This is a genomic window from Deltaproteobacteria bacterium (assembly GCA_016210045.1).
In the GTDB taxonomy this organism is placed as follows: domain Bacteria; phylum UBA10199; class UBA10199.
Map to the genome: position 1 here is coordinate 45,496 of JACQUX010000029.1, position 26,153 is coordinate 71,648.

The 26,153-nt window shown below is 65.0% G+C and carries 12 protein-coding genes; 11 read left to right on the plus strand and 1 reads right to left on the minus strand.

What is annotated here, in order from left to right; translation table 11 throughout:
• Nucleotides 1-183: 183 nt before the first annotated feature.
• A complete protein-coding gene (locus HY696_09440) occupies nt 184-1,194 on the minus strand; it encodes a hypothetical protein (GenBank protein MBI4238620.1) in 1,011 nt (336 codons plus the stop codon).
• Nucleotides 1,195-1,571: 377 nt separating this feature from the next.
• On the opposite strand from HY696_09440, the gene HY696_09445 reads away from it, so the two are divergent.
• The 11 genes from HY696_09445 (at nt 1,572) to HY696_09495 (ending at nt 26,147) form a co-directional block, all read left to right on the plus strand.
• Nucleotides 1,572-2,288, plus strand: coding sequence for a hypothetical protein (locus HY696_09445; GenBank protein ID MBI4238621.1), 717 nt, complete (start codon nt 1,572-1,574; stop codon nt 2,286-2,288).
• A gap of 317 nt (nt 2,289-2,605) precedes the next feature.
• Nucleotides 2,606-3,640, plus strand: coding sequence for a hypothetical protein (locus HY696_09450; GenBank protein ID MBI4238622.1), 1,035 nt, complete (start codon nt 2,606-2,608; stop codon nt 3,638-3,640).
• Between the two features lie 149 nt (nt 3,641-3,789).
• Nucleotides 3,790-5,271: a hypothetical protein gene (locus HY696_09455; GenBank protein ID MBI4238623.1), complete on the plus strand. Its 1,482-nt coding sequence runs from the start codon at nt 3,790-3,792 to the stop codon at nt 5,269-5,271.
• A gap of 308 nt (nt 5,272-5,579) precedes the next feature.
• On the plus strand, nt 5,580-8,168 hold the full coding sequence (locus tag HY696_09460) for a hypothetical protein (protein ID MBI4238624.1): 2,589 nt from the start codon (nt 5,580-5,582) through the stop codon (nt 8,166-8,168).
• Nucleotides 8,169-8,656: 488 nt separating this feature from the next.
• On the plus strand, nt 8,657-10,363 hold the full coding sequence (locus HY696_09465) for a hypothetical protein (GenBank protein ID MBI4238625.1): 1,707 nt from the start codon (nt 8,657-8,659) through the stop codon (nt 10,361-10,363).
• A 113-nt stretch (nt 10,364-10,476) separates the two neighbouring features.
• Nucleotides 10,477-12,849, plus strand: coding sequence for a hypothetical protein (locus tag HY696_09470; protein MBI4238626.1), 2,373 nt, complete (start codon nt 10,477-10,479; stop codon nt 12,847-12,849).
• Between the two features lie 212 nt (nt 12,850-13,061).
• Nucleotides 13,062-15,302, plus strand: coding sequence for a hypothetical protein (locus HY696_09475; protein MBI4238627.1), 2,241 nt, complete (start codon nt 13,062-13,064; stop codon nt 15,300-15,302).
• A gap of 374 nt (nt 15,303-15,676) precedes the next feature.
• The gene (locus HY696_09480) at nt 15,677-19,348 is read left to right on the plus strand and encodes a hypothetical protein (GenBank protein MBI4238628.1); all 3,672 of its coding nucleotides are present in this window, start codon (nt 15,677-15,679) and stop codon (nt 19,346-19,348) included.
• A gap of 167 nt (nt 19,349-19,515) precedes the next feature.
• Nucleotides 19,516-23,700: a hypothetical protein gene (locus tag HY696_09485; GenBank protein ID MBI4238629.1), complete on the plus strand. Its 4,185-nt coding sequence runs from the start codon at nt 19,516-19,518 to the stop codon at nt 23,698-23,700.
• A gap of 60 nt (nt 23,701-23,760) precedes the next feature.
• Nucleotides 23,761-24,924 carry an ATP-binding protein gene (locus tag HY696_09490; GenBank protein ID MBI4238630.1) on the plus strand — a complete coding sequence of 388 codons (1,164 nt, stop codon included), beginning with the start codon at nt 23,761-23,763 and terminating at the stop codon, nt 24,922-24,924.
• Nucleotides 24,925-24,938: 14 nt separating this feature from the next.
• A complete protein-coding gene (locus HY696_09495) occupies nt 24,939-26,147 on the plus strand; it encodes a hypothetical protein (protein ID MBI4238631.1) in 1,209 nt (402 codons plus the stop codon).
• Nucleotides 26,148-26,153 lie beyond the last annotated feature (6 nt).

Genomic DNA, 26,153 nt, shown 5'->3' on the forward strand with positions numbered 1-26,153 from the left:
ATGTTCCCCGCCCTAAGGGGCGGGGCATCCACCTCCCTCTCCCTTTGGGGAGAGGGGTGGGTGAGGGGGAGAGCACCACGGCCATCGCTGGCTTGCAGCCTCCCCCTCACCCTGGCCCTCTCCCCAAAGGGAGAGGGAATAAAAAAGAAACGCGGCCTGCCGCGAGGAATTTCACCTGGAGAGTCAATTCGCCGCACACCACGCGGAACTCGCCGGCACACCCTTCGGGAACGGATACGCGACGCCGTTGTCGCTGTAGGTCCCGCTGAACGTGAAGGCCTGCGGCGCAACGGTTTGGCCGCCGATCTCCTTCGTCAGTTGGAACGCGATAGCATGCGGACTCCCGACCGCGATCACGGTCACCCCACCGACACCGGTCTGGCAAGCATAGGCCCCGTCCCACTGCTGTGTCGCGGCCGTCAATGTGACCGCGCCGCTGCACGTGACGACGCCCGTGATCCGCAACGGCCCCATGCACGGGTGTTGGTACGCGTAATTGCCGAAACTGTACGTGAGCGTGTCGTCGGCAAAGGTCAGGGCGTCGTCCGTGAGGTATTGCACGACGTGTTGCTGCACGTGCAACGTGCCGCCTGGCTGATTGCCGGTCGCGTGCCCGATCGCTTGGTAAGCGATGGTGAGCGTGACGCCGCCATCGGGTTGTTCCGTGGTGTTCAGTTGCCACGCCGCAGGCGCGTAGCCGGCTGCGGATTGCAGGGCGTGGCCGGTCAAGTCGTACAATGTGAGCCAACGCGCCGCGTATTCGCCGAACTTGACGATCCCCTTCGGCGGTGTGGACGGGACGGAGACCGGCCCTTGATCGACCAGCGAGACGGCAGTGGAGTCGGGGTCGTCCGGATCGAGGTCGACCACGGGCGGCGGGAGTTTGTCACCGGTTGGGGGGGGCGGCTGCTCAGCAGTGTCGTCGGTCGGTGGCGGATCCGTTGGATCGTTGTCGGCCGGCGGATCACTCGCACTAGTGTCGCTCGGCAGCGGCGCATCGGTCACGGTTGGGACCGGCCCTGTGGCAGGATCGACCGACAACGTCGGGGCGCCGGTACTCACCGGCGGCACCACCGGCGTGGCCGGATCGTTCATCGCCGGCGCCGGACTGACGCCGTCCCCGGTCTCGGACGCAGGCGCGGACTGGTTCGCCGCCACGAGCGGAAATTTCGGATTCGGCTGATAGGCAAACATCAGCTCGCCCCCGCAGCCGGCCGCTCCCAGTCCGAGCAGCCCTATCATTATATATATGCGCGAATATGGTCTCTGGTGTGCCCCCTGCATCGCCCACCTCCCTCCTCGTTGTGATGCATAGAAAGCAATGCGTGTGCCACGCACGGTCCGCGACGACCTGCACGCCAATTCAAGGAGTTGCGTGTCAGACGGAGTCGCCATAGCGTCCGAACACCGTCCGAATTCCGAACATGCGGATCGGTGCGGCGTATGCCCCTGCCCCATCCGAGTTATTCGCTGCGGCGAGGGGCTGAAGTTGCGTTCCGCAGCAAGCCCGTTGCTCCGTCTGGCTGCATGCCGTATAATTTCATCGCGCCATTGGAAACTTGGGGGACCGGGTGTCCGAGACCATCACGTATCGTTACCGCTTTCACTTCGACCAAGGCCGTCGGCTCGAATTTCCCGTCGTGCTCGATCGACAAACTTTGCAGGTTCAACTCCCCGCTCGTACGCAACTCCCGGCCTGGACCCGACTCGACTGCCATCAGTGTCCACACTGCCCATTGCGCCCCGAGACCACGCCGCACTGTCCGGCCGCCGTGAGCTTAATCGATGTGTTCGAGGCCTTCCAACGCGTCATTTCGTTCGAGACCGTCGCGGTCGAGGTCGTCAGTCAGGGGCGGGAATACCGCGCCAAGGTCTCGGTGCAAAAGGCGCTCAGTTCCCTGGTCGGCCTCCATATGGCCACGAGTGGCTGCCCGGTGATGGCCAAGTTGCGCCCGATGGCCGGATTCCATCTCCCGTTCGCCTCCACCGCCGAGACGGAGTACCGCGCGCTCTCCACCTATCTGCTCGCCCAATACTTAGTGGCGCAGCACGGAGGCACCCCGGATTGGGGGCTGCAAGGGCTGGTGCAACTCTATGACGATGTGCGGATCGTCAATCGGAGCTTCTGCGAGCGGCTCACGACGATGGTCGTGGAGGACGCGAACTTGAATGCGGTCGTCAATCTGAACGTCTTCGCCGATTCGATCAACTTCTCGATCAACAATAACTTTCTGACTCAACTCGAAGGCTTCTTCCGCGCCTATCTGCCGCCGGATGGCAGTGGCTAGGGGCTGGTGGCCCGTGGTCCGATCCTAGCCCCCCTTTCCCCCCTTGCCCCAGGTCCCTCCTTTAGATAGGACCCTCACCCTCCGCCTCAGGCGGAACCCTCTCCCCGTCGGGGCGAGGGGAAATGTCTCCCTCTCCCTTTGGGGAGAGGGCTGGGTGAGGGGGAGCGCAGCAAGCGAAGTCAGGTCGACTCGGACCCTCACCCCCCGCCTGCGGCGGGACCCTCTCCCCGTCGGGGCGAGGGATAGCTAAGGAAGTCAGGTCTACTCAAGCAACTTTTCCGGAGCGCTGCCGATAAACAAGCAAAGGGAGTCAGACTATGATTCGACCATTAGGCCATCGGACGCTGTTATCGGCTGCTGCGCCGCGGGGGGTACGCGCGTATCGGGTACAGCGGCTGGTCCCACTGCACGACGCCGCGGAGGCCGTTCAGGTCCTCGCCGAGCTCGGGATGGGGAAACACTACGCAGCAGTTGGGGGGCGGGATTCAAGCGTCGTTACGCTGAATAGACGGCACGACGAAGGACAGGTCCTCCACGACCTCAGTGAAGCGGCTGTCGGCTTTGTCGAGGATCCTGCAGCATACGGTTACAACTTGAGCGGCAACGGCGACACGTACTTGCGGTCCGTATTGACCGCAGCCGGACCGGACGCGGCGTTACAGCACAGTGCATGGAACGACTTTTACCTCGGCGTGATTCCGCTGGATGCAGTCGCGGCCTCGGGCGGGTACGCATTCGCGCTCGACATCGAGCGACTCCCAGCCACCACGGCTGGCAGCTCCGCGTTCTCCGCCGCCGGGCTGGCCGCAGCGCTGGAGCGACGGCCGGGACTGATCGGCGTGGAATTTGAAGTGCCGGTCGATCGGGATGAGGCCGGCGACACGGTGGGCATGCTGGACCTGATGGCACTCTGTGGCCGACTCAATCAGCCGCTCGATCTGGGATGTTTCGACTGTGGCGCCGCGCTGGAACAGATCGTCGATGCGACACAGGCCGTGCCATTCAATGTCCGCGGCGTGCGGACCGAAGCCGGAGCTGACACCCCAACCTGGCGCGGCGTGGAACTGCTGCTCGGACTGGACGGGCGACCGGCGTTTTCGCGACGCCGAGGACAACAACTGGTCGCGGATGCGTGGCAGCGACGAGGATCGCAGTACGTCTGGGTCCCCTCTTCCCCTCCGACGGGCACGGAGGGGATCGACCCATCCGATGCTCCGGCGCTGGTCGTGGCGCTCCGCGCACCAAACGACGCGCCGATCTTCGATGCATTCGCGCAAGACGATGTCGAGGCCATTGCCGCGCGGCTGCAGGCGGCACTCGGGACGACCGCAACACCAGAGGTACTGACATGACAATCAGCCCCCCCACTCTCGGTCTCCCGGGACTTCCCAGACACCTCACACGACCGCGCGGTATTCCAACAGCAACCTCCGGTATACCCCCAACCACCGCTTCGCGGCCGTTCGAGCGGATCGGCACCGGCCTTGTCCGCCGACGGGCGATGATCACGCCGTCCGACGTCAGCGCCGCGCTGGCCGCAGGGCGCGCCAGTCGAGGGCTTCCGGCACGACTGAGCGGCGCCGATGGGACGGGACATATTGATGTCAGCGGCGTGGCGGGGAGTGCGCGCGGGACCAGCGGGCTGGGCACTGCGGGCGCGGCCACCATTGATCACACCGCTCCGGAAGCAACACCGTCCGAGGTCATGGCATTCAGCGCATTTCTACTCCGCGTGGTCGACAGCAACGAGCATGCAGCGATCCGCGCCTCAGCCACAGCCCTCGACGAACTCGGCGAGGGATTATGGCGCCGCGTCCACAATGACACGGCATTGCATGCGCGACTCTTTGCAGGAACGGCTACGGACGCGGATCGCGGTCAACTCGCCACTTGGACGCGGGAAATTGTGACGGCCGCGTCCGACGCCGCACTCGGCGCGTCCATTATCGGCTTCATGGCGACGACGTATGCGAAATATGTGCTGACCACATTTGCCGGCTATGTGCAGTTTCGCACGACATCGGAAAAACTGCATGCCACGGAAACAACGCTGCGCGCGCAAGTCGCCGCGCGCGAGGCGGCGGAAGCGGCGCGCGCAGCGGCAGAGGCACGGGCCGATGCACGCCCGCCACTCGATCCGGTCGCCGCAGCACTGTTGGGTCCAGCGGCACAATTGTTGGAAGCGATGACGGCGACAACACCGATTTTGGTGGGCGGCGTTTCGCGCGATGCGGTAATCCCCGATGTGTTGACGATGCGAGCCGCCTCCGAGAGTCCGGCGATGGCGGCCGTGCTGCAAGGCTTGTTAGACGTTGCACCAGTACTCCGCGCGTTCGTGGAGGCCGCTACGCAGGCTGAGGGAACACCGATCCCAGCTCCAGTCCCCGTTGCGGGAATAGAAGCCCCGAGCACAGCAGTTGTGGCGGCAGAGGCGGAGGTTGAGGCTGAGACAGGAGCCACAGCGGATGGCGAAACGGAAGCGCCGGCCGCGGTCACTGTCGCCGCGCCGGAAGTGGCGCATGAGGCGGATGACGCCAGACAAGCAACAGAGGCAGCCTGGTGGTGGACGCAGCAACAGGAGCGACGTCGGAGAACCCTGGAAGACGAAGAAGCGACACGTCGGACAGATGACGATGCCGCAGCAGAGACAGGGGATGCCCTCGAAGTCGGGCCGGACGAGATCCAAGCCGGACGGCCACAAGAACCGGCTGCACCCCCAGCGACAGTCACCAACCAGGCAATCTCACCGGTCACGGATGCGGAACGGGAAGCACTGCTCAAGCGACTCAACGTACCCCTAGCGGCAGTCGATCAGGAGGTCACAAGATATCTGGAAACATACGGTCCCCGTGGCGCGGAGCAGGCCGCGATCGAGGCGGCGATCTGGGCTGAGTGGCAAAAATTGAAACCAGGGCGCAGCTGGCGAACGGCCAGTGTAGCGATCCAACAGGCGTTGGAGCGGCAGTTTCCGCTGGGCGTGTAACGGGGTTGAAGGACGCGGCGAGTTGACGTAGAGGGCGGTCATTGTTGTCATTTTGAGCCGCAGGCGAAGAATCCAGTGGTGCAGTAATAACTAGATCCGTCGCTCCGCGCAGGATGACGGGAGGCAGGCAGATTATGTCACCAGTACAAAGACGCCCGGGGGCAGCAACCCCTCTAATGACGAACTGTCGAACGGCGCTGCATAACCACAATAGACGCGTTTTTCCGGGACGACCATCGCCGGCCGCCGCGCTGCATCACCTCAAGCAGGAAGGTCCAAACGCCCTAGTCGTTTTTGGGCGTTCGGGGATGGCACGCGACGCATTGGACGCCTTTCATACCGAATTGCGAGTCCAAGAAGCCTATGGCCCCCATGCAACGGCATTAGTCGGCGTGTATCGCGAGCTCACCAGGAGACCAAGGGCAGAACTCACTTTCGAAGCGCTCCGGCCCTATACCGACGCGCTGCTCGCCGCGCTCGAAGAAACGACCGCGCCGCATGTCGCCACGCCGACCGCGATGCGCGCGTTTCTGCCGCCGGCCACGCTCGAGGTCGAAGGCCGTGTGACCGGCGAAGCGGTATTGCAAGGCGGCCTGGCCGCCGGCTCCGAACCAGTCACGAGTCACGAGTCACCAGCCACCCCTTCCCCGCCTCCAGCCTCATTCGATATTTCCATCGAAGGCGTCCCAATGACGGACCTGGTGCCGTTCCAACCGCCAGCGGCCGCGCCGGAAGTCCCACCGTTTGACATCACGATCGCCGGCGAGAAGCCGACAGACGCAGTGACTGTAGAAGCGCTACTACCAGGCGTGACGCGACTCTATCGCCGCTTAGCCACGCCGGAGGCGGTGACGCCGATTGAGTGCGCCACCGCACGGAACCGAGTGGCCGATCAACTCACGTTTCTCGGCGCGCGGAAAATGCATCCCCTCGCCCCAGCAGAAATCTCGGCGCTGCGTGCGTTGGTGGACATGCTGCTCACGGACGTCAACGGCGCGAGTGGCGGAGTCCAAGGCGTGGGAGCGATTTCCGCCACCGATCGATTCGCGATCATCTGCGCGCTCGCGCAGGGGATCGCGTCGGCACAAGATTGGCTCGTTGCCAATAGCACGCGAGCCGGAATGGTGGGGCACGGATTCGTGCTGCAAGGAGACGACGCAGCAGAGGTGTCCTTCCTCCCCCGCGACGTGAACACGGCGCTCCGTAACATGACCACAACCGTGGCCGGACTCACGACCGTCACGTTCACGATTCCAGCCACGGGATTAGACACCGCGCCGGAACGCATCGACCTTGAAATGGACGACGACACGCGCCGCTGGATCGCCGCGATCCTGACGGAGACGATCGACGGACGGATGCAGGGCGTGCCACGCGCGCTGCGGACCGGCCTGGTGGCGCGGCTCGCCAAAGGCCCCAACTTCGCCCGCGAATATGTCATCGCGGTGTTGCGCGCCAATTTCATCGAGTCCCGGATCCTCGATCCGGAAGAGGTCGCGCTGCCAATGCCGCGCGCGGTGCCGCTCCGCGTCGTCGACGAAACGCCGGAGCGCCCCGCGCTCCCCGGCACGCGGGTCAGTGCGTACACCGGCACCGCGGACAGCGCGGAAGACGCCTGGACCCGACTTGACACCGCGTGGAAGGAGCTCGGGGCCGCCCGCATGATGCGTCCCGATCTCTGGAATGAATTAGCCGGCGATACGCAACTGGCTGGAACTTTCGGGACCTCGTACGCCACCGTCATGATCGACGGCGAGGCATTCGCCCGTACACCGGTCGATGGACTGGGGCGACTGCAACAGCAGGTCTCGGAGCTTTTGAGTGCCCATGGGGCGCTGGATGAACAAAAAGCCCTGAATCGCTGGCTCCGCAATGCGATCGCGGAGGGGGTCTTCCCCGCGATGTCAAGGCAGTATTTGCGGGAACAAGGACATGCAGTCAGTACCGTCATGCAAAGCTTGCAGCTGGCATTGGAACGGGTGCGGGAACGCAGCGAAGGGACCGCACTCGATTCGCGCGGCGTGCCGTATCCGCCACTGCCGGCCGTGTCCAAAGAACAGATCGCCACGGCGCAAGCACTGGTCGACGGGACGATTACGCGGCTGCGGGAACTGGGCGGCACGGAGATGGCCGGCAAGTTGGAAATATTCTTCGCCGATCTCCAAGACGAGTCGGGCATCTTCGTCCACCTCGTGACAACGCAACGGGTCGCGCTCACGCAGCGCGTCTATTCGGTCTTGGGGGGCCAATCGCCGCAGACATTACGACGACTCTTTGCGGTCTACTGCGATCAAGTCCGGGCGCGGATCGAATATCTAATCGCGATCTTTGCCGGAACCGCCCAAGCGTTGGGCGATGGGAGCACCGCATCACACGTCCTTCCGGCACTCCATAGTCTCCCGAGCATCGCGCAACTCGAGCGGCAGTACCCGCTGAGCGGGCCGACACCGACGGACTCTTTTCAGACATTAGTCCTGCGCGCGGGATTGCCGGCCGCAGGCATGGCCGTCTTCGGCTTTTTACCGGAAGACGATCCGGCTGGTTGGTATCAACAGCAGACCTCAGCCGCGAATAAACGTCGGATGGATGAGCGCGCGTTCGCGCAGAAGTTACTGGAAGCGCACGTCGATCTGCGCAATCGATTCGATAGGATAGTTGCAGAACGACGGGCTGCGGAGGCGCAACGGATTGAAGCGGCGCGGAGACGGGGACAAAATCCGCCACCGATGGCCCCAGAGTTTGGGCAGCTCAGCGCCGCGGAAATAACCCAATTGGAACGGCAAGCAGACGGAGTCGAAAATTATTGGCGTGGACAGTTCGGCATGACCACAAGACAGCTCCCCGCCTCGGCCCTAACGAGTGAGCGTGCAGATCAGAGCACCGAAGCGAGCCAATAACCTGCCCGGGGGGGCAACGATGCCGCGAGATCGCTATGAAGCTGGGGGGCACACAAGGCATAACGGGCAAATTCCCGAGCCCACGTCCAGCACTGCGGGGACCGGTACGCAACGACCTCGGGCATCCTCCGGCCATCCCACTTGAATCTTCCCAAGTAAAATTCTTCACGGCTCGCCGCGCTTTTTTTATTCCCTCTCCCTTTGGGGAGAGGGCTAGGGTGAGGGGGAGGATTCTAGACCGTGCTACTCCTGGTGGTCTCCCCCTCACCCAACCCTCTCCCCAAAGGGAGAGGGAGGTGGATGCCCCGTCCCTTGGGGCGGGGTGCGTTCAGTGTGCAACATCCCGACGAAATGGTCCCGGCGACGGGGCACGTAGCACGTTTATCGGTAGTCCTTCTTCCAAACTCTCAACAGCGGATACGCGGCTGACGCCTGCGCAGGCGAGGGCCGCGCGACAACCCCTGATCGAGGACCTCGCCGCGCGCCGCGTGCCGGGCTGGCTGGATCCCGCCATGACCGCGTGCGGATTTTCGACCGCCGATCGCGCCACGGTATGTGACCTGATCACGCGGCGGGGCGTCATCACGAGCTTGGAACGCGATGCGTCCGTCCCACGCGGCACGGCGCGGCTGGCGCACGCCGAGAACGCATATGCCGCGCAGCCACCGTTGCACTTCACGTGGCGACTGCGCGCCTCCACTTACGACGCGCTCACACCGGAACAACTCGGACTGCTGACCGCGAAGGCCATTCTGCTCACCACGCTCGGCGTGCAAGCGCACGCCGCATCCAGCTGGCCCGAGGTGTTCATGGCGTTGCCGGTGTCGGGGCCGGACGCGATCGTCCACTTTTGGATGCCGTATGGGGGCGCCGACGCGGCGTTCATGAAAGAGCGATGGCCGACCGAGCCACGGCTGATCGGAAGCTGGGACGCGGCGTGGATCGCGGAGACGCGCGTCGGATTGGAACGACTCGTGGCACTCGGGTGTTGGTTGCGTCAAGCCGCTGCCGAGCCAGGCAGCAACGCTGCGGCGCCGGACTGGCTGCCGCCGGGGCTACGCACCAATCACGCCCGCGCGCTGTTCACACCACTCACGATCCTCGGCACTACGACCAGCGCAGTGCTGTTGCATCGGCGTCCGAAGGACGCACCGGCAGCTGCGGCCGGTGTCGAAATCGAATCACCGACGGAATCCGCGGCACCGCAGTCCGGGCAACCGCCAACCACGCGGATCGATCCGGTGAACACCCATGTGTTCATCCCGGAGCAGCAGGCCGCCGCACGCGGGCGCGCCGAGACGCTGTTCCCCGCTGAGGCGTTCGGACGCCACGCCGCGCTCTGGCCACGCACCTGCGCGCTGCTCCGGCTGCTCGATCGGTGGGAGCAGAACAACGGGGCTGCCCAGGCCAGGATCGACATCGTCCCGGGCGACGACACCGCGCGCCCCGCAGCGCAGCTGCTCGGGCAAGCGCTCCGCGCGATGCTGCAGCGCAACCAAGCCGGTCCCACGGAAATGGGAAACACCTTCCAGAGCTGGATCGGCGCGCATCGCCGCGTCTTCGTGGAATACGTCCCGGCCCACGGCGAAGTGGCGCCCGAAGCGACGCTGTTGGTGGCCCCCGACACGTTGCTGTGCCTGGTCTATGCAGATCCGGCGACGCGTCCGGAGGCGATGGCGCAACTGTTCGGGCCGCTGCTGCTGACCGCGTCGCGGCTGCCGGAGGCGCAGGGCGTGCGCGTTTGGCTCGACCGCACGTTGCAAGTCGAGGCCGCGCGGGATTGCACGGCGACCGCGACGCAGGCGTGGGAGACATACATCGGGGCCACGACCGCTGCGGCCACGCAGACGACCTCGGGACCACGCCGCGGCCATGGCGCGCTGGAATTCGATCCGAAGAAAAATCCGCATTACCTGAAGGCAACAGCAGCAAAACGGGTGGCGTACGAGGCGGCGTTGAAATGGCTCCGAGCCCACACACAGGCGCTGGGCGATGCCAATGTGCCGCGACCGGACGATTCACGCGCCACGGTCATGAAAAAACGCTTCGCGGTCATGCGTCGATTTCACGATGCGGCGCGGCCGGACGTGGCTCAGGCGCTGCAAGAAAATCCCGATATCACGAACGCGCTGTTAGTAATTCACTGGCAAGCGATCCTGGCGATCTATCCGTCCCCAAAGAGGGGGACGGTATGAAAATTCCACCCATACTCAATACGAATGGAATGCCCAGGCCTGCCTCCCCCTCACCCTGCCCTCTCCCCAAAGGGAGAGGGGGCGTTAGTGCATTCCATTGGGGGCGTGGGGGGATGGGGCAGGCGGCGTATGCCTCCGGGAAACGGCGTGGGGAAGGGCGATTCAGTGTCGCCTTGTTCAGAAGTGGGGAAGTGAATCCGTTCTGGGACTCGCCACAGACGGTCCTCATTCCGCAGCCACGGGCGACACCGCGCGCCCGCAGCGCGGTGATCGACCGGAGTCCGGCGGCGGAGCGCGCCGTGAGCGCGTATCTGCTGCCGCTGTTGGCTGAGGCCGTTACGCTCTGCACGCCTGACCTGTCACGGGACTTTCCTGGCACGGCGCACTTCCGTCGCGACTTCGAGACGCTGCGCGCGTGTTTCAGTGGCCCGGCGCCGTATGCCGTGGAGCTGACGGCGCGGGCAGTGTCCACAACCACGCACAGTCTCCGCATCGAGCACGTGGCGATCGACGCCGGCGCGCGAACCGTGCGGGTCGCCATCACGGTAGACGCGCGGGAAATGCCGCCGCTGGAAGAAAAACGCGGCCATCCGATGGCGTTGTGGCGTTCGTTGCGTCCCGGACATCTGCTGTATCTGCTGTGGGCCGCGCTCCACTTCGGGGCGGGGTCGCCGGAGACGGCGGTCCGCTTGGCGGACCTCACCGGACCGCCGCGCCGCACAAGCTATACGACCGGCGCATTGCTGCAACGGTGCGGTCGGCTGGGGTCCACCACGACCGAATTGGCGGGGCCTTCCCCACTCGCGGAGCTCCAAACCGCATTGCTGGAAGGCACGATACCGCGAGAACTGCCAAGCGTAATGCAGGCCGCAGGCTACACGGCACCGGACATTGCCACGGTACGCCGCTGCATTGCCGCACAACCGATCGAGTTCTACGTCGAACTCGCCGACGACGACGCCATACAGCCGCGCGGGGAATTGAGCGCGACACTGCTGGCCGCGCACCGGATCGGCGTGAACAACGACCGACTCTTGATCCATTGGCGCGTGGGCATTGAACTCGCCGGGATGGTGGAACGCCACCATCTGCTGCTGCTGGTGGCACGCGGACTGCTCCTCTACGCATTGCGGGGAGACGGCGCAGCGGGATTCGACCAGTGGCCGGAACGGCAGATCGCAAATATCAATCGGCTCGAATTTTCCGGCGCGGTCCGCGTAGCCCAGTTGGACACGACCAGCACCCTGCCAACCGGCCCCTGGTCCGCCGCGTGGCTCAAGGCCGCAGAACAATGGTGGCGGGTGTTGCACGCGGCATACGAACGGCAACAGACCCGCGATCCGGGGCTTCCTGCGACCACCGCGAGCGAATGCCTGCACGAGGCGATCGCCGCACTGCCTGCGGCGGAACGCGCGGCGCTCGGCATCCCGGCCCCGTGGCTCCATCCGCTGGCCCTCACCGCGTTGGAGCCGCTGGTCGCGCTCGGCCGAGTACCGAACGTCGTACTGCACCACCCGACTGCAGCACGCAGCGGTGCGTCTGGGCATCGACCGAACGATGGCCCGATCACGCGGGTGCATGGAGATGGCGCCAACCGGATGCACGTGACACTCGCGGCCACGGCGAAAGGCCACACGCCACCGCTGTCGCCGCTCACGCTTTGGGCCGAGGTCGCCGCTCAACACGGCAGCAACGCAAGCACCGGCGCGCGACTGGTTGCGCTGCAACGTCAATGGGCACGCGCGGCCGAGCCGTTGCCGGAAAAATTTGACATTCAAGGAGACGTCCAGCACGGCGTGGGCGCATCGGTCACTCGCGTGCTGCAACTGCTGCATGCCGAGGCGGCGCGGAACGCCGCCACACCGGCCGGCGCCGCATTCCTGGCGTGGTGCGGAAACACGCGGCGTTTCGCGATCACGCGACTCGCGCAGCCGTCCGCACTCGGCACCCACACGACACTCCTGCCCGCCCCGGGCGCCACGTACTTGTTGCTAAACCACGCTGCGCCGCTGACCGACCCCGATTGGATCTGGCTGCTGCTGGCCGCCTCGCTGGCCACGGGACCGATCACCGTCGCGCGGCCACAGGGCGAATGGCGTGTCACTGCCGGCGACTCCGGTCTGACCGCGCGGATCGCCGCGATCTTGGCGCAGTGGCGCGGGTCGCGGAAGACGGCGCGCTCCCCAACCTCAACCTTCCAGCCGACCGCGAATCCGCATTACCGCGCGGCGGAGCGCGACACGAAATCGGCATACGCGGCGGCGCTGGAGTGGTTTCGCGCGCATGCCGACGGGATCGACGCGGCGTTACTGCCCGCCGCCTGCGACGATCGGACCACGGTTCGCAGCAAGCGCGCGGCGTTCCTGTTGCGATACCACCCGGATCAGCTGGGCGGTGACGCCCCGCCATTCTCTGTCGGCGAGGCGATCGAGCACTGGGAGGCGATCTTCAGGATCTATCCTCCCAAAGAGAAAGGGGCGACATGAAGCTCCCGCCCCTATCGGAATCCTCCCCCTCACCCCGCCCTCTCCCCAAAGGGAGAGGGGGGCGGATCGGGCGCGCGACCGTTGGAGCATCCGCTTCCATCTCCGTAGCAGCGCCCGGCGTCACGCGGGCTCGCGCAAAAAAATCATCCCTCGCCGTCGATCCGTTGCGACTGGCGGCATTGGACCCCGCTGGCTATGTTGCCCCACTCCCCATGACCAGCAGTCCCGGCACCTTCGCCTGCACTGCGGCCAGCCCCGGATGGCTGTATCGGCTGCGGTTGGCCCAAGCCGTCGCGCTGCTCCCCGCAGCGATTGCCGCGCTGGTCGATCTACCGGACGTGGCAAGACACTTTATTCAGTTACAGCGCCTTCTCACCGCACAGCGCAAGGCCGGCACACCGCTCCGCCTCGATTACCACGATCATGGTCTCGACAGCGCGGATCGCGGGCTGCGGTGGCACGCGACCGTCAGCGTCACGCAGGAGACAACGCCGACGCACATTCAATATCGACTGCAGATCACGCGCGCCGCGAAGACCGCCGCCCCGCCGCTCACGCCGGGGGATCTGCTGTTCCTCTGGTGGCTCGCCACCCACAGCGCCGCGACCGACGAGGCCGTGCTGCGCGACACGGACTTCAGCGCGCCGTCATGCGACGCAGCGACTGTGGAAGTCTTCCGTCGCCTCCACGACCTCGGCGCGCCCACACGGCTCGGCGCCGGCGAGACCGCAGCGGAGCGGACGGCGGCCGTAAACGAGTTAGCGGCGCAATCCGTCCCCTCGGGCTTTGCGGCGATTTGGGAACGGGCCGGCTACGACGCCGGCGCGCGCCGCGCACTCACGCAAGCGATCACGCAGTACGGGATCCGCTGCCGCTTTCAACCGCTCGACACCGCGCTGGCCGCGGAACTCCCGCCGACCACCGTCGATTGTGTAAGGGTGTTGGGCCCGGTGCCTTCGCGGCCAAATTACGTCGTCACCTGGGCGCTCCATCCCGCACTCGGGGACTCGCTGACCCGCACCGAGCTCGCACTGTTGGTGGCACAGGCGCTGCCACTCCATACCGTCGGCCTCACACAGCGCGCGCCGGACGGATGGATTGAACACCGCGTCGAGTTGGCCATGGCGACCGATTTGCTCCCCCCCCACATGCTCCGAATCGACACCGACGGCCACGTGGTCGCCACCGGTAAATGGCCGGGGACGTGGCAGCAAGTACTGGCGCACGCATACAGCTGGTTCGCCCGACTCTGGGCCGAAGTGCGCCATCCGGCGATCCTTCAGAATCAGCGGTCCGACATGTCCAGTGCACATTTCGGCCCGGTCCTGCAGGCGCTACCGGCCTCCGTCACCCAGGGGGACATGGTGCGACGCTTTTGGCACCCGCTGCTCGACACCGCCCCCACCGGCATCACGATCCATCGCGTCGCGCCGTCGGCCGCGGACCGCGTCCCGGGCGGAGATCGCGTCTTCGGGTCGCGTGCCGTCCGGATCGCGCGCACGCCTGGGCAGCTGCACGTCTATCTCCCACGAGACACAGAGGTCACTACGTGGACGCCGTTCGAATGGCTGGGCCTCTATCCAGGTCCCCAGAGCCCAGGATTCCATATGTCCGGCGTACACGCCCCATTCGACGCGAATCTGCTCGCGCTGCTCCGGCTGCTGTACGACGACGCCCACGCCGCGCGCCTCCCATCCACCCCGCCCGGCAAGCCACTGCGCGTCGACTTGGTCGGCACCGCCGCGCGGACGTTGGGGCCCGGGTTGCTGGAGGGACTCGCCACATTGCAGGCCCAACTCGCCGCGCGCGATTCGGCAAAACTGCCTCATTTCATCCAGTGGCTCGCCACGCATCCGCAATTTCGGATCGAGGCGGCGCCGACCAGCCAGCGCGGCCCGATCATCACCGCCTTCCCGGCGGAGGGCCGGGTGCTCATCCTCGTTGAGAACGACCGACCCCCCAATGTACAGGCATGGTCCCTGTTGATCGCCGCGATGGCGTACGCGCTATCGTCTCAACCCGCGATCCGCGTCGCCTGTTATGAAAGTTGGCCGCATCTCGAAGGAGCACCCCCCGAACTGATCATGGAGGAATTGCTCGCATGGTGGCAGCGCCTGACGGACGACGGCACTACGCGGCGGAGTGGGCTGTCGCGCGGCCCGATGAACGATCCCACACTCTGCCCCGCGTGGTCCCGACTCACAGCGGAGGGACGGCGGGCCTACCAAGCGGCGCTGCAGTGGTTCGCCACGCACCGTAGCCAAGTCCCAACCGGCCTCTGGCCGCACCCGGTCGAAACGGCGGCACTCACAGATGAGAAATTTGACACGTTCGTGCGCCAGTTTCACGACCACGCCGGCCGCGGCCTCCCGGCCCCGCCGTTTCCATATCCGGAGGCGCTGGCGCATTATAAAGTGATCCGAGCGGTCCACCGGAAAGGGGCGGTGGCATGAAATTCGGACCGCCGAAATTTCCCTCGGGGGCGCGACTTACAAGCAACCCTGCTTTGTTGAAAGGGAGAAGAAAATCCATTCCGGATGGGGCCATCCCCGGACGTCTCCCCCTCACCCCGCCCCTCTCCCCAACGGGGAGAGGGGGTGAATCGACCCAGCCGTTGCATCACGACCGGCTCACTGCCTATTTCGGAACGGACCGCAAATGGCCTCCGACAGGGGTCTTCCGGGAGCGTACAATTTCCGGCACAGTTCCCAGTGGGCTCCAGCCTCCAGCGGCGACGGAGCCTGCGCTGGAGACTGCCGCATCGCCACCACCGCGGCGACTACTCGTCACGGGTGTCACCGACGCAGACCAGGCGCGCTTTCTCCAAGTGGCGCCCTGGATATCCGCCGCATTCGCGCTGCTCGACGCACCGGAGCTGGCCGCGTTCCGCGATCATCCGTATCTGACGCGGCTGCGCAGCGCGGTGCGCGAGGGAAGATTCACGCAACTGCTGCTCGACGTGCAGCAGACGGCCTTCGCGGCGCCGTCGCTGATTGTCGCACCGTTGCGTCAGCATCATACGCGCGGCCAACTCTCGCGGGACCAATTCGTCTGCACATTCGAGTGCCCGCGCCCTATTCGTCCGCAACTCGCGGCCACTACCCGCGTCGGGATCTTCCTGTTCGCCATCGCGTGGGCATATTTCCATTGCGGCGCCACGGAACGCTGTACGCTGCCGCTCGACCCGACTGCTCCGCTGGACCTCCAACACTACGACTGCACACTCTTCGCCACATGTGCCACACTCGGGCCCACGCTTGCCGCCGTCTCGGCACTCTACACGCCCGCATCCGCGCGTTCGTTGCCGCCCGACACGATCCAACCGTTGGGCGGCGACCCGGCACTGTACGCCGCGCTGGCCCCGCGGCTCGCCGCGGCGCTCACGCTGTTGACCGACGAGATCGGCGTCCATTTCGCGAATGAATCCCAACACCGCCATCTCGCTGCGCTGATGCGCAACTGCATCACACCGCAGTTCCGCCTCGCGCTCACACTCCACGCCCGGAAACAACACGACTTGATCCACTGTCGCACCTGGCAGCTGGACCGCGCCACACAGACGCTCTATCTCCACGCGACCTGTCATCTGGACACCGCGGGTTTTCTGGATCGGCTCAGCGCCGGGGATCTGCTGTATTTCCTCTGGAGCTGCGAGGCCTATGCCAGCAGCGGCGGCCGGCATATCGAGGCCGCACTCACGATCAGCGACGACCAGATCCTCCTGCCAACGCCGACGAACCAAGGCAATCTCACGCTGTTCCGCGCGCTGCACCCATTGACCGCGCCCGATTGCCACGCCGCCGTCGGCGCTGTAACGCTCCGCATCCGCTCCCCTCTCCCTTTGGGGAGAGGGCTGGGTGAGGGGGAGTTGGGAGAGGAGGAGACGAATCCCACGACCGAAACGGCTGCGGAACCGTTCACGATCCAAGGCCCACCGCAACTGGTGCAGATGCTCCGTCCTTGGATCATCCGCGGCCTTGGGGCCTTTGACGACGCCGTCGCCGCCCATTTCAACGCGCACGGCCGGAGCAAGACATACGGCCGCCTGGAGCAACTCCTTCGCTACGAGCAGTATCAACTCGATATCACGGTGATCCCACGCCCCGAAAAAGACGGGGAATTGCTGCACGTCCAGCCGGCTGTCATTAATCCGGCACGCCGCCGGATCGGCCTGACGCTGGAACTCCCGCAGCGCAGCAACCAATCACGAGAGCGATTCTGGCAGCACACCTCACGGCGCGCATTGCTGTTCTTCCTCGCCGAGGCCATCGCGACAAAACGCCAGACGCAGCATTGGGAATACGATCCTCGACGGCATATCTTCCTCGCGGACTCCCCACTGTTGCGCGCGCTGCTCGGCCAGGCATCCGCGTCGAGCGCCGCACCTGCAACACCACGCTACGCGCATGTCCAATACGGCGGCGGCGACGCGAGTGCGTATCAACGCCTCGCCCCGTTGCTCGACCGCGCCATCGCGCTGATGCGGACGCCCGGATTCGACAACTTTTTCCCCGACTATCACCGTGGCAACTTTGCGATCTCCTCCTTTGCCCAACTGCGCGACGCCGTGGCCCGCAGCGGAGTCGTGCAGCTCAGCGTCGAGACCAAACGCGGCGGCCACACCCCCACTGACCGCCGCACCGTCTGCAAATGCGATCGCCTCGACTTCGATCGCACAACACCGGGAATAACGTGTACGTTCTTCCTCGACCCGAACCTCTCCGCCGACGACTGGAAGCGCTTTACCCCGGCCCACCTGTTGTTCTCGCTCTGGGCCACGTATCACCGGCGGCGGGCGTGGAGTGGGATGGAAATCCGGCATGGCGTCGTGGCACTCAGTTCCAACACCCGCGAAGAGGGCTTCGATGCGGCCAAGGTCGCCTTCGTCCGACTCAGCCGCGTCACAGCAACGCCCGCCGTCGACGACGACGCCGCCATCCCAGACACGGACCCCACCGCGATGACAACAGCCGAGCCCGCAACCACCACGACGGTCGTCTCGCCGGAACGCGTCCGACTGCTCGAAGCGGTCGGATTCGAGCGCTCCCAACTCCCCTATTGGCCCGAACTCGCCCTCGGCGCGGACGCCACCCCTTGCGTCGCAAGCTTCGCGCCGGGCGAACGCCCGCGCCATATCGGAACGGGCTGGACATCCGACTTGCTCGAACACGCGGCGCGCCTCGTGAACTGGCTGACGTTGTTCGATGCCCATCTTAAACTCGGAGAGTTCTCTCCCGAGTCCCGCACCGTGGAAGTCACGAAAGCCGCACAAAAAAACCCGGCACTCGCGGCCGCGATCGCCGCGCTCGGCAGCGCCACACTCCCGGATGCCGTACTGCCACGGCCGTTTCAACATCCGGTATTGTTATCGCTACTCGGCTTCCGACAACGCGCCTTCCCTCCAGGGAGCCGACTCATCCTCCATTGGCTCCCAGGAGAACGCCCGCAGTCCGGCATGCACCCAACCGCCGACAAGGCACTGACGACGCTGACGGCCGGCGATCGCCGCAGCAGTCCACCGACGTATCACCTCTACGCGTATCCCCCAGACCCGAGCGCAGCGCTCACGGCGACCGCATTCCAACTGACACCCCAGCAATTACCGCAGCTCCTGCTGGAACGCGTGATCGGCGGTCGGCAACGGGCCGCCCCGTTGCTGGACCGCTTGGCCCAAGACCTCTTCCATTTGGCAACTGCGTACCGCGCCGCCCCAGCCACGCGGCCACAATCCCATATCGACGGCAACGCCGCGGCCGAGCACGGCGCGAACTTACGCGCCGCATTGCTCGGCAGCCATCGCACGATCGCGCAGGGCGCGACGAACGATGCAGCTCCCGCGATGATGTCGTGGATCGCCACGCCACGGCTGTACCACATCGAACGAGCCGGCACGCGGCGCAGCGGAGATGATTGGCTTGTCGCCTGTGCCACCGAGCGCGGTCTCTTTATCCTGTTACAGGGGCGCCGGAACGTGACGACCGCGGAGTGGGCGCGGCTGCTGCTTGCGGTGCACCGCACACCCGCTGCGCGTCTGGAATGGGATACCGGCGGCGACATGAGTGTGAAAGACGCGAATGGGGCCGTCATCACAACGGAGGTCCACGACCAATACACCCGCCTCGGCCTCGAGGCCGCGTTCGTCCCCCGCGCGGCCAATGGCACGCGTCCGAGCCAACCCCCGGCCTCCAGCCCCCAGCCACCCTCAGCGCTCACAGCCACCGCCAATCCGCACTTCCGCGCCTGCCGCGACCGCGCGCTACGCGACGCATACCAAGCCGCACTCCGTTGGTTCGCGCTCCATCAAGCCAAGGTCGGACGCGACTACCGCCCACACCCGACCGACACGCGTGAAGAGGCCGCGCGGAAACGCAGCCAATTCCTGCACCGCTGGCACGACGCGGAAGGCCGCGCCGGCACCGAGCGCCCACCGTTCGACTACAACACCGCGCTCGCCCACTGGCAGACCGTGATGGCGATCTACGACACCCCCCTCCCCTGAAATCATCGCAGCGGGGACAGGTACCTTGCGATTCAATGTTTCCGCACATCGCAAGGTACCTGTCCCCGCTGCGATGAACTTATGAGGTCGAGTAGCGGATGAGCGCTTGACCCTGCCGGTGTGACCCGGTACATCCGCAGCCATCAACCGGGATTGGGGGACTCCGCATGAAATCATCTACACGTCGTTGGATCGTTGCGCTCGTTGTGCTCGCCGCACTGGCTGGCGCGCGCAGTGCTCCCGCCGCACCGATCGATCCGCAAGCCATCCCGGAGGCACTCCGCTCCTGGATCCCGTGGGTGCTGCACGAACGCACCGAACCGCACTGCCCGTTCTTGCATGGCGACCGCGACACCCATCGCTGTGCGTGGGCCGGCCCGCTGCATCTCACGCTCACCGCGCACGGCGGCAGTTTCAGCCAAACCTGGACCGTCTACCAACGCAGCGCCGCCCCGCTGCCGGGCGACGACAAACATTGGCCGCAAGCCGTGCAGGCCGGCGGGAAGGCCCACGCCGTCGTCGCACGTGGCGGCACGCCGCACCTCCAACTCGAACCGGGCGTCTATCCGCTCACCGGCCAATTCACCTGGGACTCGCTCCCCGATTCCCTCCCGATCCCCACCGCGACCGGCATGGTCGGCTTGACGCTGGAAGGCCGCAACCTCGCGTTCCCGCAACGCGACGACACCGGCCGTCTCTGGCTGCAACAAGGGAGCGGCGGCGACACGACGGCCGAAGAGGCGCTGACAATCCGCGTCTTTCGTCATTTGTCCGACGAGATCCCGCTGCAACTCACGACCCAACTCGTACTGGACGTGGCCGGCAAAGACCGCGAAGTGGTCTTCGCTGCCCCGCTCCCAACCGGCTTCCTCCCGCTCGCCCTCCAATCCCCCCTGCCCGCGCGGCTCGACCCCGACGGACGGCTGCGCGTGCAACTCCGCCGTGGCGAATGGACGCTCAGCCTGACCGCCCGCTCCACAGCACCGCTCTCCGCGATCACTGTAGCAGAGCAAAGTGACGCCTTGTGGGCCGCAGAGGAAGTCTGGGTCTTCGCCGCGCATCCGGAATTACGCTTGGCCTCGTTGGAAGGCGTCACATCGATCGATCCGCAACAGACCGAACTCCCGACCCTTTGGAAGCAACTCCCCGCGTATCGCGTCACGCCGGGCGCGGCGTTGCAACTGGTCGAGCGCCGCCGCGGCAACAGCGATCCGGCGGCGGATCAACTGCATCTCGCCCGCCAACTCTGGCTCGACTTCAACGGGGGCGGCTACACGGTCCGCGACCACGTGACCGGGACGATGCGCCGCGGCTGGCGACTGGAAGTGAATCGACCGTTGCAACTCGGCCACGTCGCGAGCGCTGGCGCCGATCAACTGATCACCCGCCTGACCGCCGACGGTCCCGACGGTGTCGAAATCCGCGATGCCGAACTCTCGCTCCAAGCCGACAGCCGCCTAACCGGGAAAATCCGCAAACTCCCCGCCGTCGGCTGGAACCACGACTTTCAATCGGTCCACGCCGTGCTCCATCTCCCGCCCGGCTGGCGCCTCTGGGCCACCACCGGCGTCGACCACGTCCCGCAGACCTGGGTGAATCGCTGGAACTTGCTCGACCTCTTTTTACTGCTCATCACCACGCTCGCGCTCGCGAAGTTGTGGACCCCGCGCTGGGGCGCGATTGCGTTTGTCACCTTCGGGTTGACCTTCCCGGAGAGCGGCGCACCGAAGTGGCTTTGGCTCGCACTCGTCGCCGGAATCGCGTTATTGCGCGTCCTCCAGATCGGCTGGGTCCGCGACGTGTTGCGCGTCTATCGCGGCGTGGTCTTCGTCGCACTGCTCGGTTGCGCGCTCCCGTTCATGGTCCAGCACTTGCGGACCGGGATCTATCCGGCGCTGGAACAGCCGTACACCACACTCGACGGCACACTGCCCGCGCCGCAACCAATGGCACCCGGTCGCTACGACAACGTCAACGCGCCACCGGCTACAACCGGCGCGACAAAACCCGATGACGAAGAGCGTGACACCTATGATGCAAAGGCTGAAATCCAAGCCGCCCCGGAGCCGACACCATTGGTCGAACAACAGGCCGTCGGCGGCGCATCGGATCGCAGCTCCAGCGCATATCGTGGACTCGGCACGAAAGAAGGCAATTACTCCAATCTGCAACAGAAGAAGCAGGCGCTCTATGCCTACCGCGCCGGCACCAAGATCCAGACCGGCCCGGGACTCCCCGGCTGGAGCTGGGACCAAATACAGCTGCAATGGAGCGGTCCGGTCGAGGCGTCGCAACAAATCGGTCTGTGGCTGACCGCGCCGACGTGCAACTTGATCTTCGCCGTGCTGCGCGTGCTGCTGCTGGCGTTCCTACTGTTGCGCGCGCTCGACATCACGTTGGCAGCGCTGTCCCACTGGGTCACCACTCGCCCCGCCGTCGCGGCGTGGTGGCTCGCCGCGCTCGGCGCCGGCGCTTTAGCGCATCACAGTGCTTACGCCGCCGACTTCCCGCCGGATGATTTATTGGACGATTTGCAGCAGCGCCTGCTCGCCGCGCCCAACTGCGCGCCCGAATGTGCCGCCATCGCGAAGCTGGCGATCGAGGCCGTCGGCGACACCTTGCGCGTCCGTTTGGAGGCCCACGCGCAAAGCGCGGTCGCGATTCCGCTCCCGGGAGGCCGCGAATCCTGGACTCCGCAACGCGTCACGCTCGACACCGTCACCGAACCGCCGCTGCAACGCGCCGACAACGGCGTCTTGTGGCTCGCGCTCGAACCGGGCGTGCATCAAGTGTTATTGGAAGGCCCGCTCCCGCCGCGCGACACCATCCCGCTGGCACTCCCGCTCCGGCCGTACCGCATCGACGTCACGGCAAGCAATTGGGCCGTCAGCGGCATCCACGACGACGGTTCGGTGGAAGACAGCCTGCAACTCACGCGGCAACAGCCGCTGGCCGGCCACGAGGCCGCAACCGCACAGCCCACGATGCAGCTCCCGCCGTTCCTCGCCGTGGAGCGGGAATTGACGCTCGGTCTACAATGGGAAGTCGAGACCCGCGTGCGCCGTCTGAGCCCGGCCGGCACGCCGGTCACGATCGAAGTCCCGCTCCTCGCCGGCGAATCGATCACGACCGCCGACATCACCGTGCGCGACGGCAAGGCTGCGGTCACGCTCGGCGCGACGGCGCATGAATTGAGTTGGCGTTCCGTGCTGGAATCGCAGCAAGCACTCACCTTGACGGCTCCGGAGACGACCACGTGGGTGGAACAATGGCGGATCGAGGCAAGTCCGTTGTGGCACGTCGCGTTCGACGGCATCCCGGCGCTCTACCCGCAACAGCCGTCCGAGGCCTCGATCCCGACCTTCCGCCCCTGGCCGGGCGAATCGATCACGCTCGCCATCTCGCGACCGGAAGGGATCAGCGGCGAGACGCTCACCATCGATCGCGCCACGTTGCTGCTCCGTCCCGACCTCCGCTCCACGGAAAACACGCTGACACTCAGTTTGCGCAGCAGCCTCGGCGGCCAACACGATCTCACGCTCCCGGCGTCCGCGAAACTCCAGACCGTCACCATCGACGGCGCCGGCCAACCGATCCAGCTCGACGACCGCCGCCTCACCATTCCAGTCACCCCAGGCCCGCACACCGCGCAAGTGGTGTGGCGTGACAGCCACGGGATCGCGACGTTCTATCACGTCCCGCCGATCGACCTCGGCGCCGTCGGCGTGAATGCCGACGTGCAAGTGCATATGCCCGGCACCCGTTGGGTCCTGTTACTCTGCGGTCCGCGCGTCGGCCCCGCGATCCTCTTCTGGAGCTACCTCGGCGTGTTGTTGCTGGTGGCGTTCGGCCTCGGCCGTGTGACCCTCACGCCGCTGCGCACGCTGCAATGGTTCCTGCTCGGCATCGGCCTCTCACAGGCCTCCATCTGGGCCTCGTTCGTCGTGGTCGGCTGGCTGCTCGCGCTTGGGTATAGGGCACGACAGCACAACGACCAGCCGCTCTGGTTCAATACCCGCCAAGTCCTGCTCGGGTGGTGGTCGCTGATTGCGCTCGGCCTGCTGTTCATGACCATCCAACAAGGCCTGCTCGGCACCCCCGACATGCAGATCGCCGGGAACGGATCGTCGAATACGTTCCTGCATTGGTTCCAAGACCGGACCGACGGCCACCTGCTGCCGCGCCCGTGGGTGCTTTCCATCCCGCGGATCTTCTACAGCCTCGCGATGTTGGCCTGGGCGCTGTGGCTCGCCGCCAGCCTGATCAAATGGCTCCGCTGGGGCTGGACCAGCTTCACCGCCGGCGGCGCCTGGCACACCGGCACTCCGCGGACCAGGCAGACCACCGGCTAAGTGCAGCGCCGACAGATCGGACCTTGACCACGACCCAAATATGAAGGTAATATTTGGGTCGTGATCCATAGGCTAATCAACATATCGAAATCGCATTCATTTTTTCTCTTCGGACCCCGGGGATCCGGAAAATCCACGCTCTTGGAGCAGATATTTCCACCCAAGGAGCGGATAGTGCTCGATTTGTTGGATTTCGAGTTGGCCAACGAACTGATCAGTCATCCCAATAATCTGCTGCATCGGCTGGCGCCTTATGCGGGGAAAAAACCGTGGGTGATTATCGATGAAGTGCAAAAGGCGCCGCAGCTCTTAGACCTTGTCCATAAACTCATTAAGGAGCGGCGTTTCAAATTCGCGCTCACCGGCTCGAGCGCCAGAAAACTGAAACGCGGGGCCGCCAACCTCTTAGCCGGACGAGCCTTCGTGTATCATCTGTTCCCGCTGACGGTCATGGAGCTGCAAGAGCGGTTTGTACTGCGGGATGCATTGCAATTCGGCACGCTGCCGGAGATGCTGCATTTTTCCGATACTGCCGACAAGATCCGCTTTCTGAAAGCCTACGCCGAGACCTATCTGAAAGAAGAGATCATCACGGAACAGATCGTGCGCAATCTCCCGCCGTTTCGGCGTTTCTTAGACGTCGCGGCACAGATGAATACGAACGTAATCAACTATTCCAACATCGCCAAAGACATTCATTCCGATCCAAAAACCGTGAGCGGCTATTACGATATTTTGGAAGATACGCTGCTCGGATTGCGGCTCCCGGCGTATCACACTTCGATTCGCAAACAGCAAAAAAAGGCGGCGAAGTTTTATCTCTTCGACACCGGCATTGCCCGAACACTGGCCGGGCAGATCGATTACGATTTAGCCCCACGCAGCTTTGAATACGGGCAATTGTTTGAAGCGTTTGTCATCAATGAACTGCATCGCCGTTTGACCTACCACGGGAAGCAGTTCAAACTTTCCTACTTGCGGGTCAACGAAGACGTAGAAATCGACCTGATCATCGAACGCGGCCGCCGCCCTCCCACATTGATCGAGATCAAATCGACCGACCAGGTCGACGCCCGCCATGCGAAGGGCCTGCTAACCCTCGGAGCGGATTTTCAGTCACCAGTCCAATATCTGATCTCCAACGACCCTGACCAGAAGCAGTTCTCCAATGTGCTGGCGTGTCCATGGAACGACGCCATCGAGCGCATCGTGAGCGACGCGTAAACCGGGAGATGGCAATGAACATCCTACAACCGACAGTGCTGGCCGTCGTCTGTGCCGTACTGAGCCACTGCGGCTCCGGGAGTTCCGCATCAACATCCAGCAGCAGCGGCGGGAGTGGCGGCGATGCGACCTCCGCCGGCGATTTAGCGGCCTGCAGCGACACGGCGCCGTTCACGGTCGCGCCGCTGGCCGCCGACGCCTACACGGCGATCGTCCCGCTCGGCAATTTGAATCCAACCGGCCATACCTTCCCCACCAATCACCTGTACCTCTATCTCAAAACCGACGACATCGGCGTCTCCCAAACCACGCCGCTCTACGCCCCCGGCGATCTCCGCATCACCGCGATCTCCGCGTCGACCTACACCTCCGCGACACCGCCCTATACCGACTACCAACTCTACTTTTCCCCGTGCCGCGACCTGCAGGTGTATTTCCTCCACGTCAGCGGCTTAAGCGACACGATCAATGCGCAACTCGGCGATGCCTCCGACTGCACCGATTACACCACCGGCGGGACCTCCGTGCATTTCTGCAGTTACCGCTTGGCGCTGGATATCGCCGCCGGCACGCAACTTGGCACCGCGGGTGGCAACCCCGGACAACGCGCACTCGATTTCGGTGGCTCCGACGCACGGATCACTGCGCTCCCGTTCGCCGCCACGCGCTACCAAAGCAGCAGCGACGGACTCGATCAATATCACGTCATCTGTCCGCTCGATTACTTCACCACGGAGCTGCAAGCGACGCTGCAATCCCGCCTCGGCCGTTACGACGGCACCACGCTCCGCACGGTAGAACCGCGCTGCGGCGAAGTGGAGCAAGACGAACCGGGAACGGCGCAAGGGATTTGGTTCGTGAACGGCACGACCTCATTCCAACAAGAAGATCCGCATTTGGCCCTCGTGCATGACAACATCGATCCGACCCTCGGCGCGTTCTCGGTCGGCGCGTCGATCCCCAGCCTCAGCAGCGGGGCCTATTTCTTCACCCCGACCCACAGCGGCACCGTGAATCGCGACTTCGACGAGGTCACGAACGACGGCAATACGTATTGTTATGACAGTTTCCAGAACTACGTCGGCGAATCGATCGCGAGCCAATTCGTGATCCTGCTGCGCCTCACCACCACTACGACCCTCCAGATCGAGTCCCAAAGCGGCGCCACGTGCGGGTCCAACAGTTGGACACTCGGCAGCGGCGCCGTGACGTTTGAACGGTAACGTGGT

Bases quoted from the DNA above. Each gene is read 5' to 3' on its own strand.
- HY696_09460 (MBI4238624.1), top strand. From the start codon at position 5,580: ATGGCACGCGACGCATTGGACGCCTTTCATACCGAATTGCGAGTCCAA.
- HY696_09470 (MBI4238626.1), top strand. From the start codon at position 10,477: ATGGGGCAGGCGGCGTATGCCTCCGGGAAACGGCGTGGGGAAGGGCGA.
- HY696_09450 (MBI4238622.1), top strand. From the start codon at position 2,606: ATGATTCGACCATTAGGCCATCGGACGCTGTTATCGGCTGCTGCGCCG.
- HY696_09455 (MBI4238623.1), top strand. From the start codon at position 3,790: ATGATCACGCCGTCCGACGTCAGCGCCGCGCTGGCCGCAGGGCGCGCC.
- HY696_09440 (MBI4238620.1), bottom strand. From the start codon at position 1,194: ATGTTTGCCTATCAGCCGAATCCGAAATTTCCGCTCGTGGCGGCGAAC.
- HY696_09475 (MBI4238627.1), top strand. From the start codon at position 13,062: ATGACCAGCAGTCCCGGCACCTTCGCCTGCACTGCGGCCAGCCCCGGA.
- HY696_09495 (MBI4238631.1), top strand. From the start codon at position 24,939: ATGAACATCCTACAACCGACAGTGCTGGCCGTCGTCTGTGCCGTACTG.
- HY696_09485 (MBI4238629.1), top strand. From the start codon at position 19,516: ATGAAATCATCTACACGTCGTTGGATCGTTGCGCTCGTTGTGCTCGCC.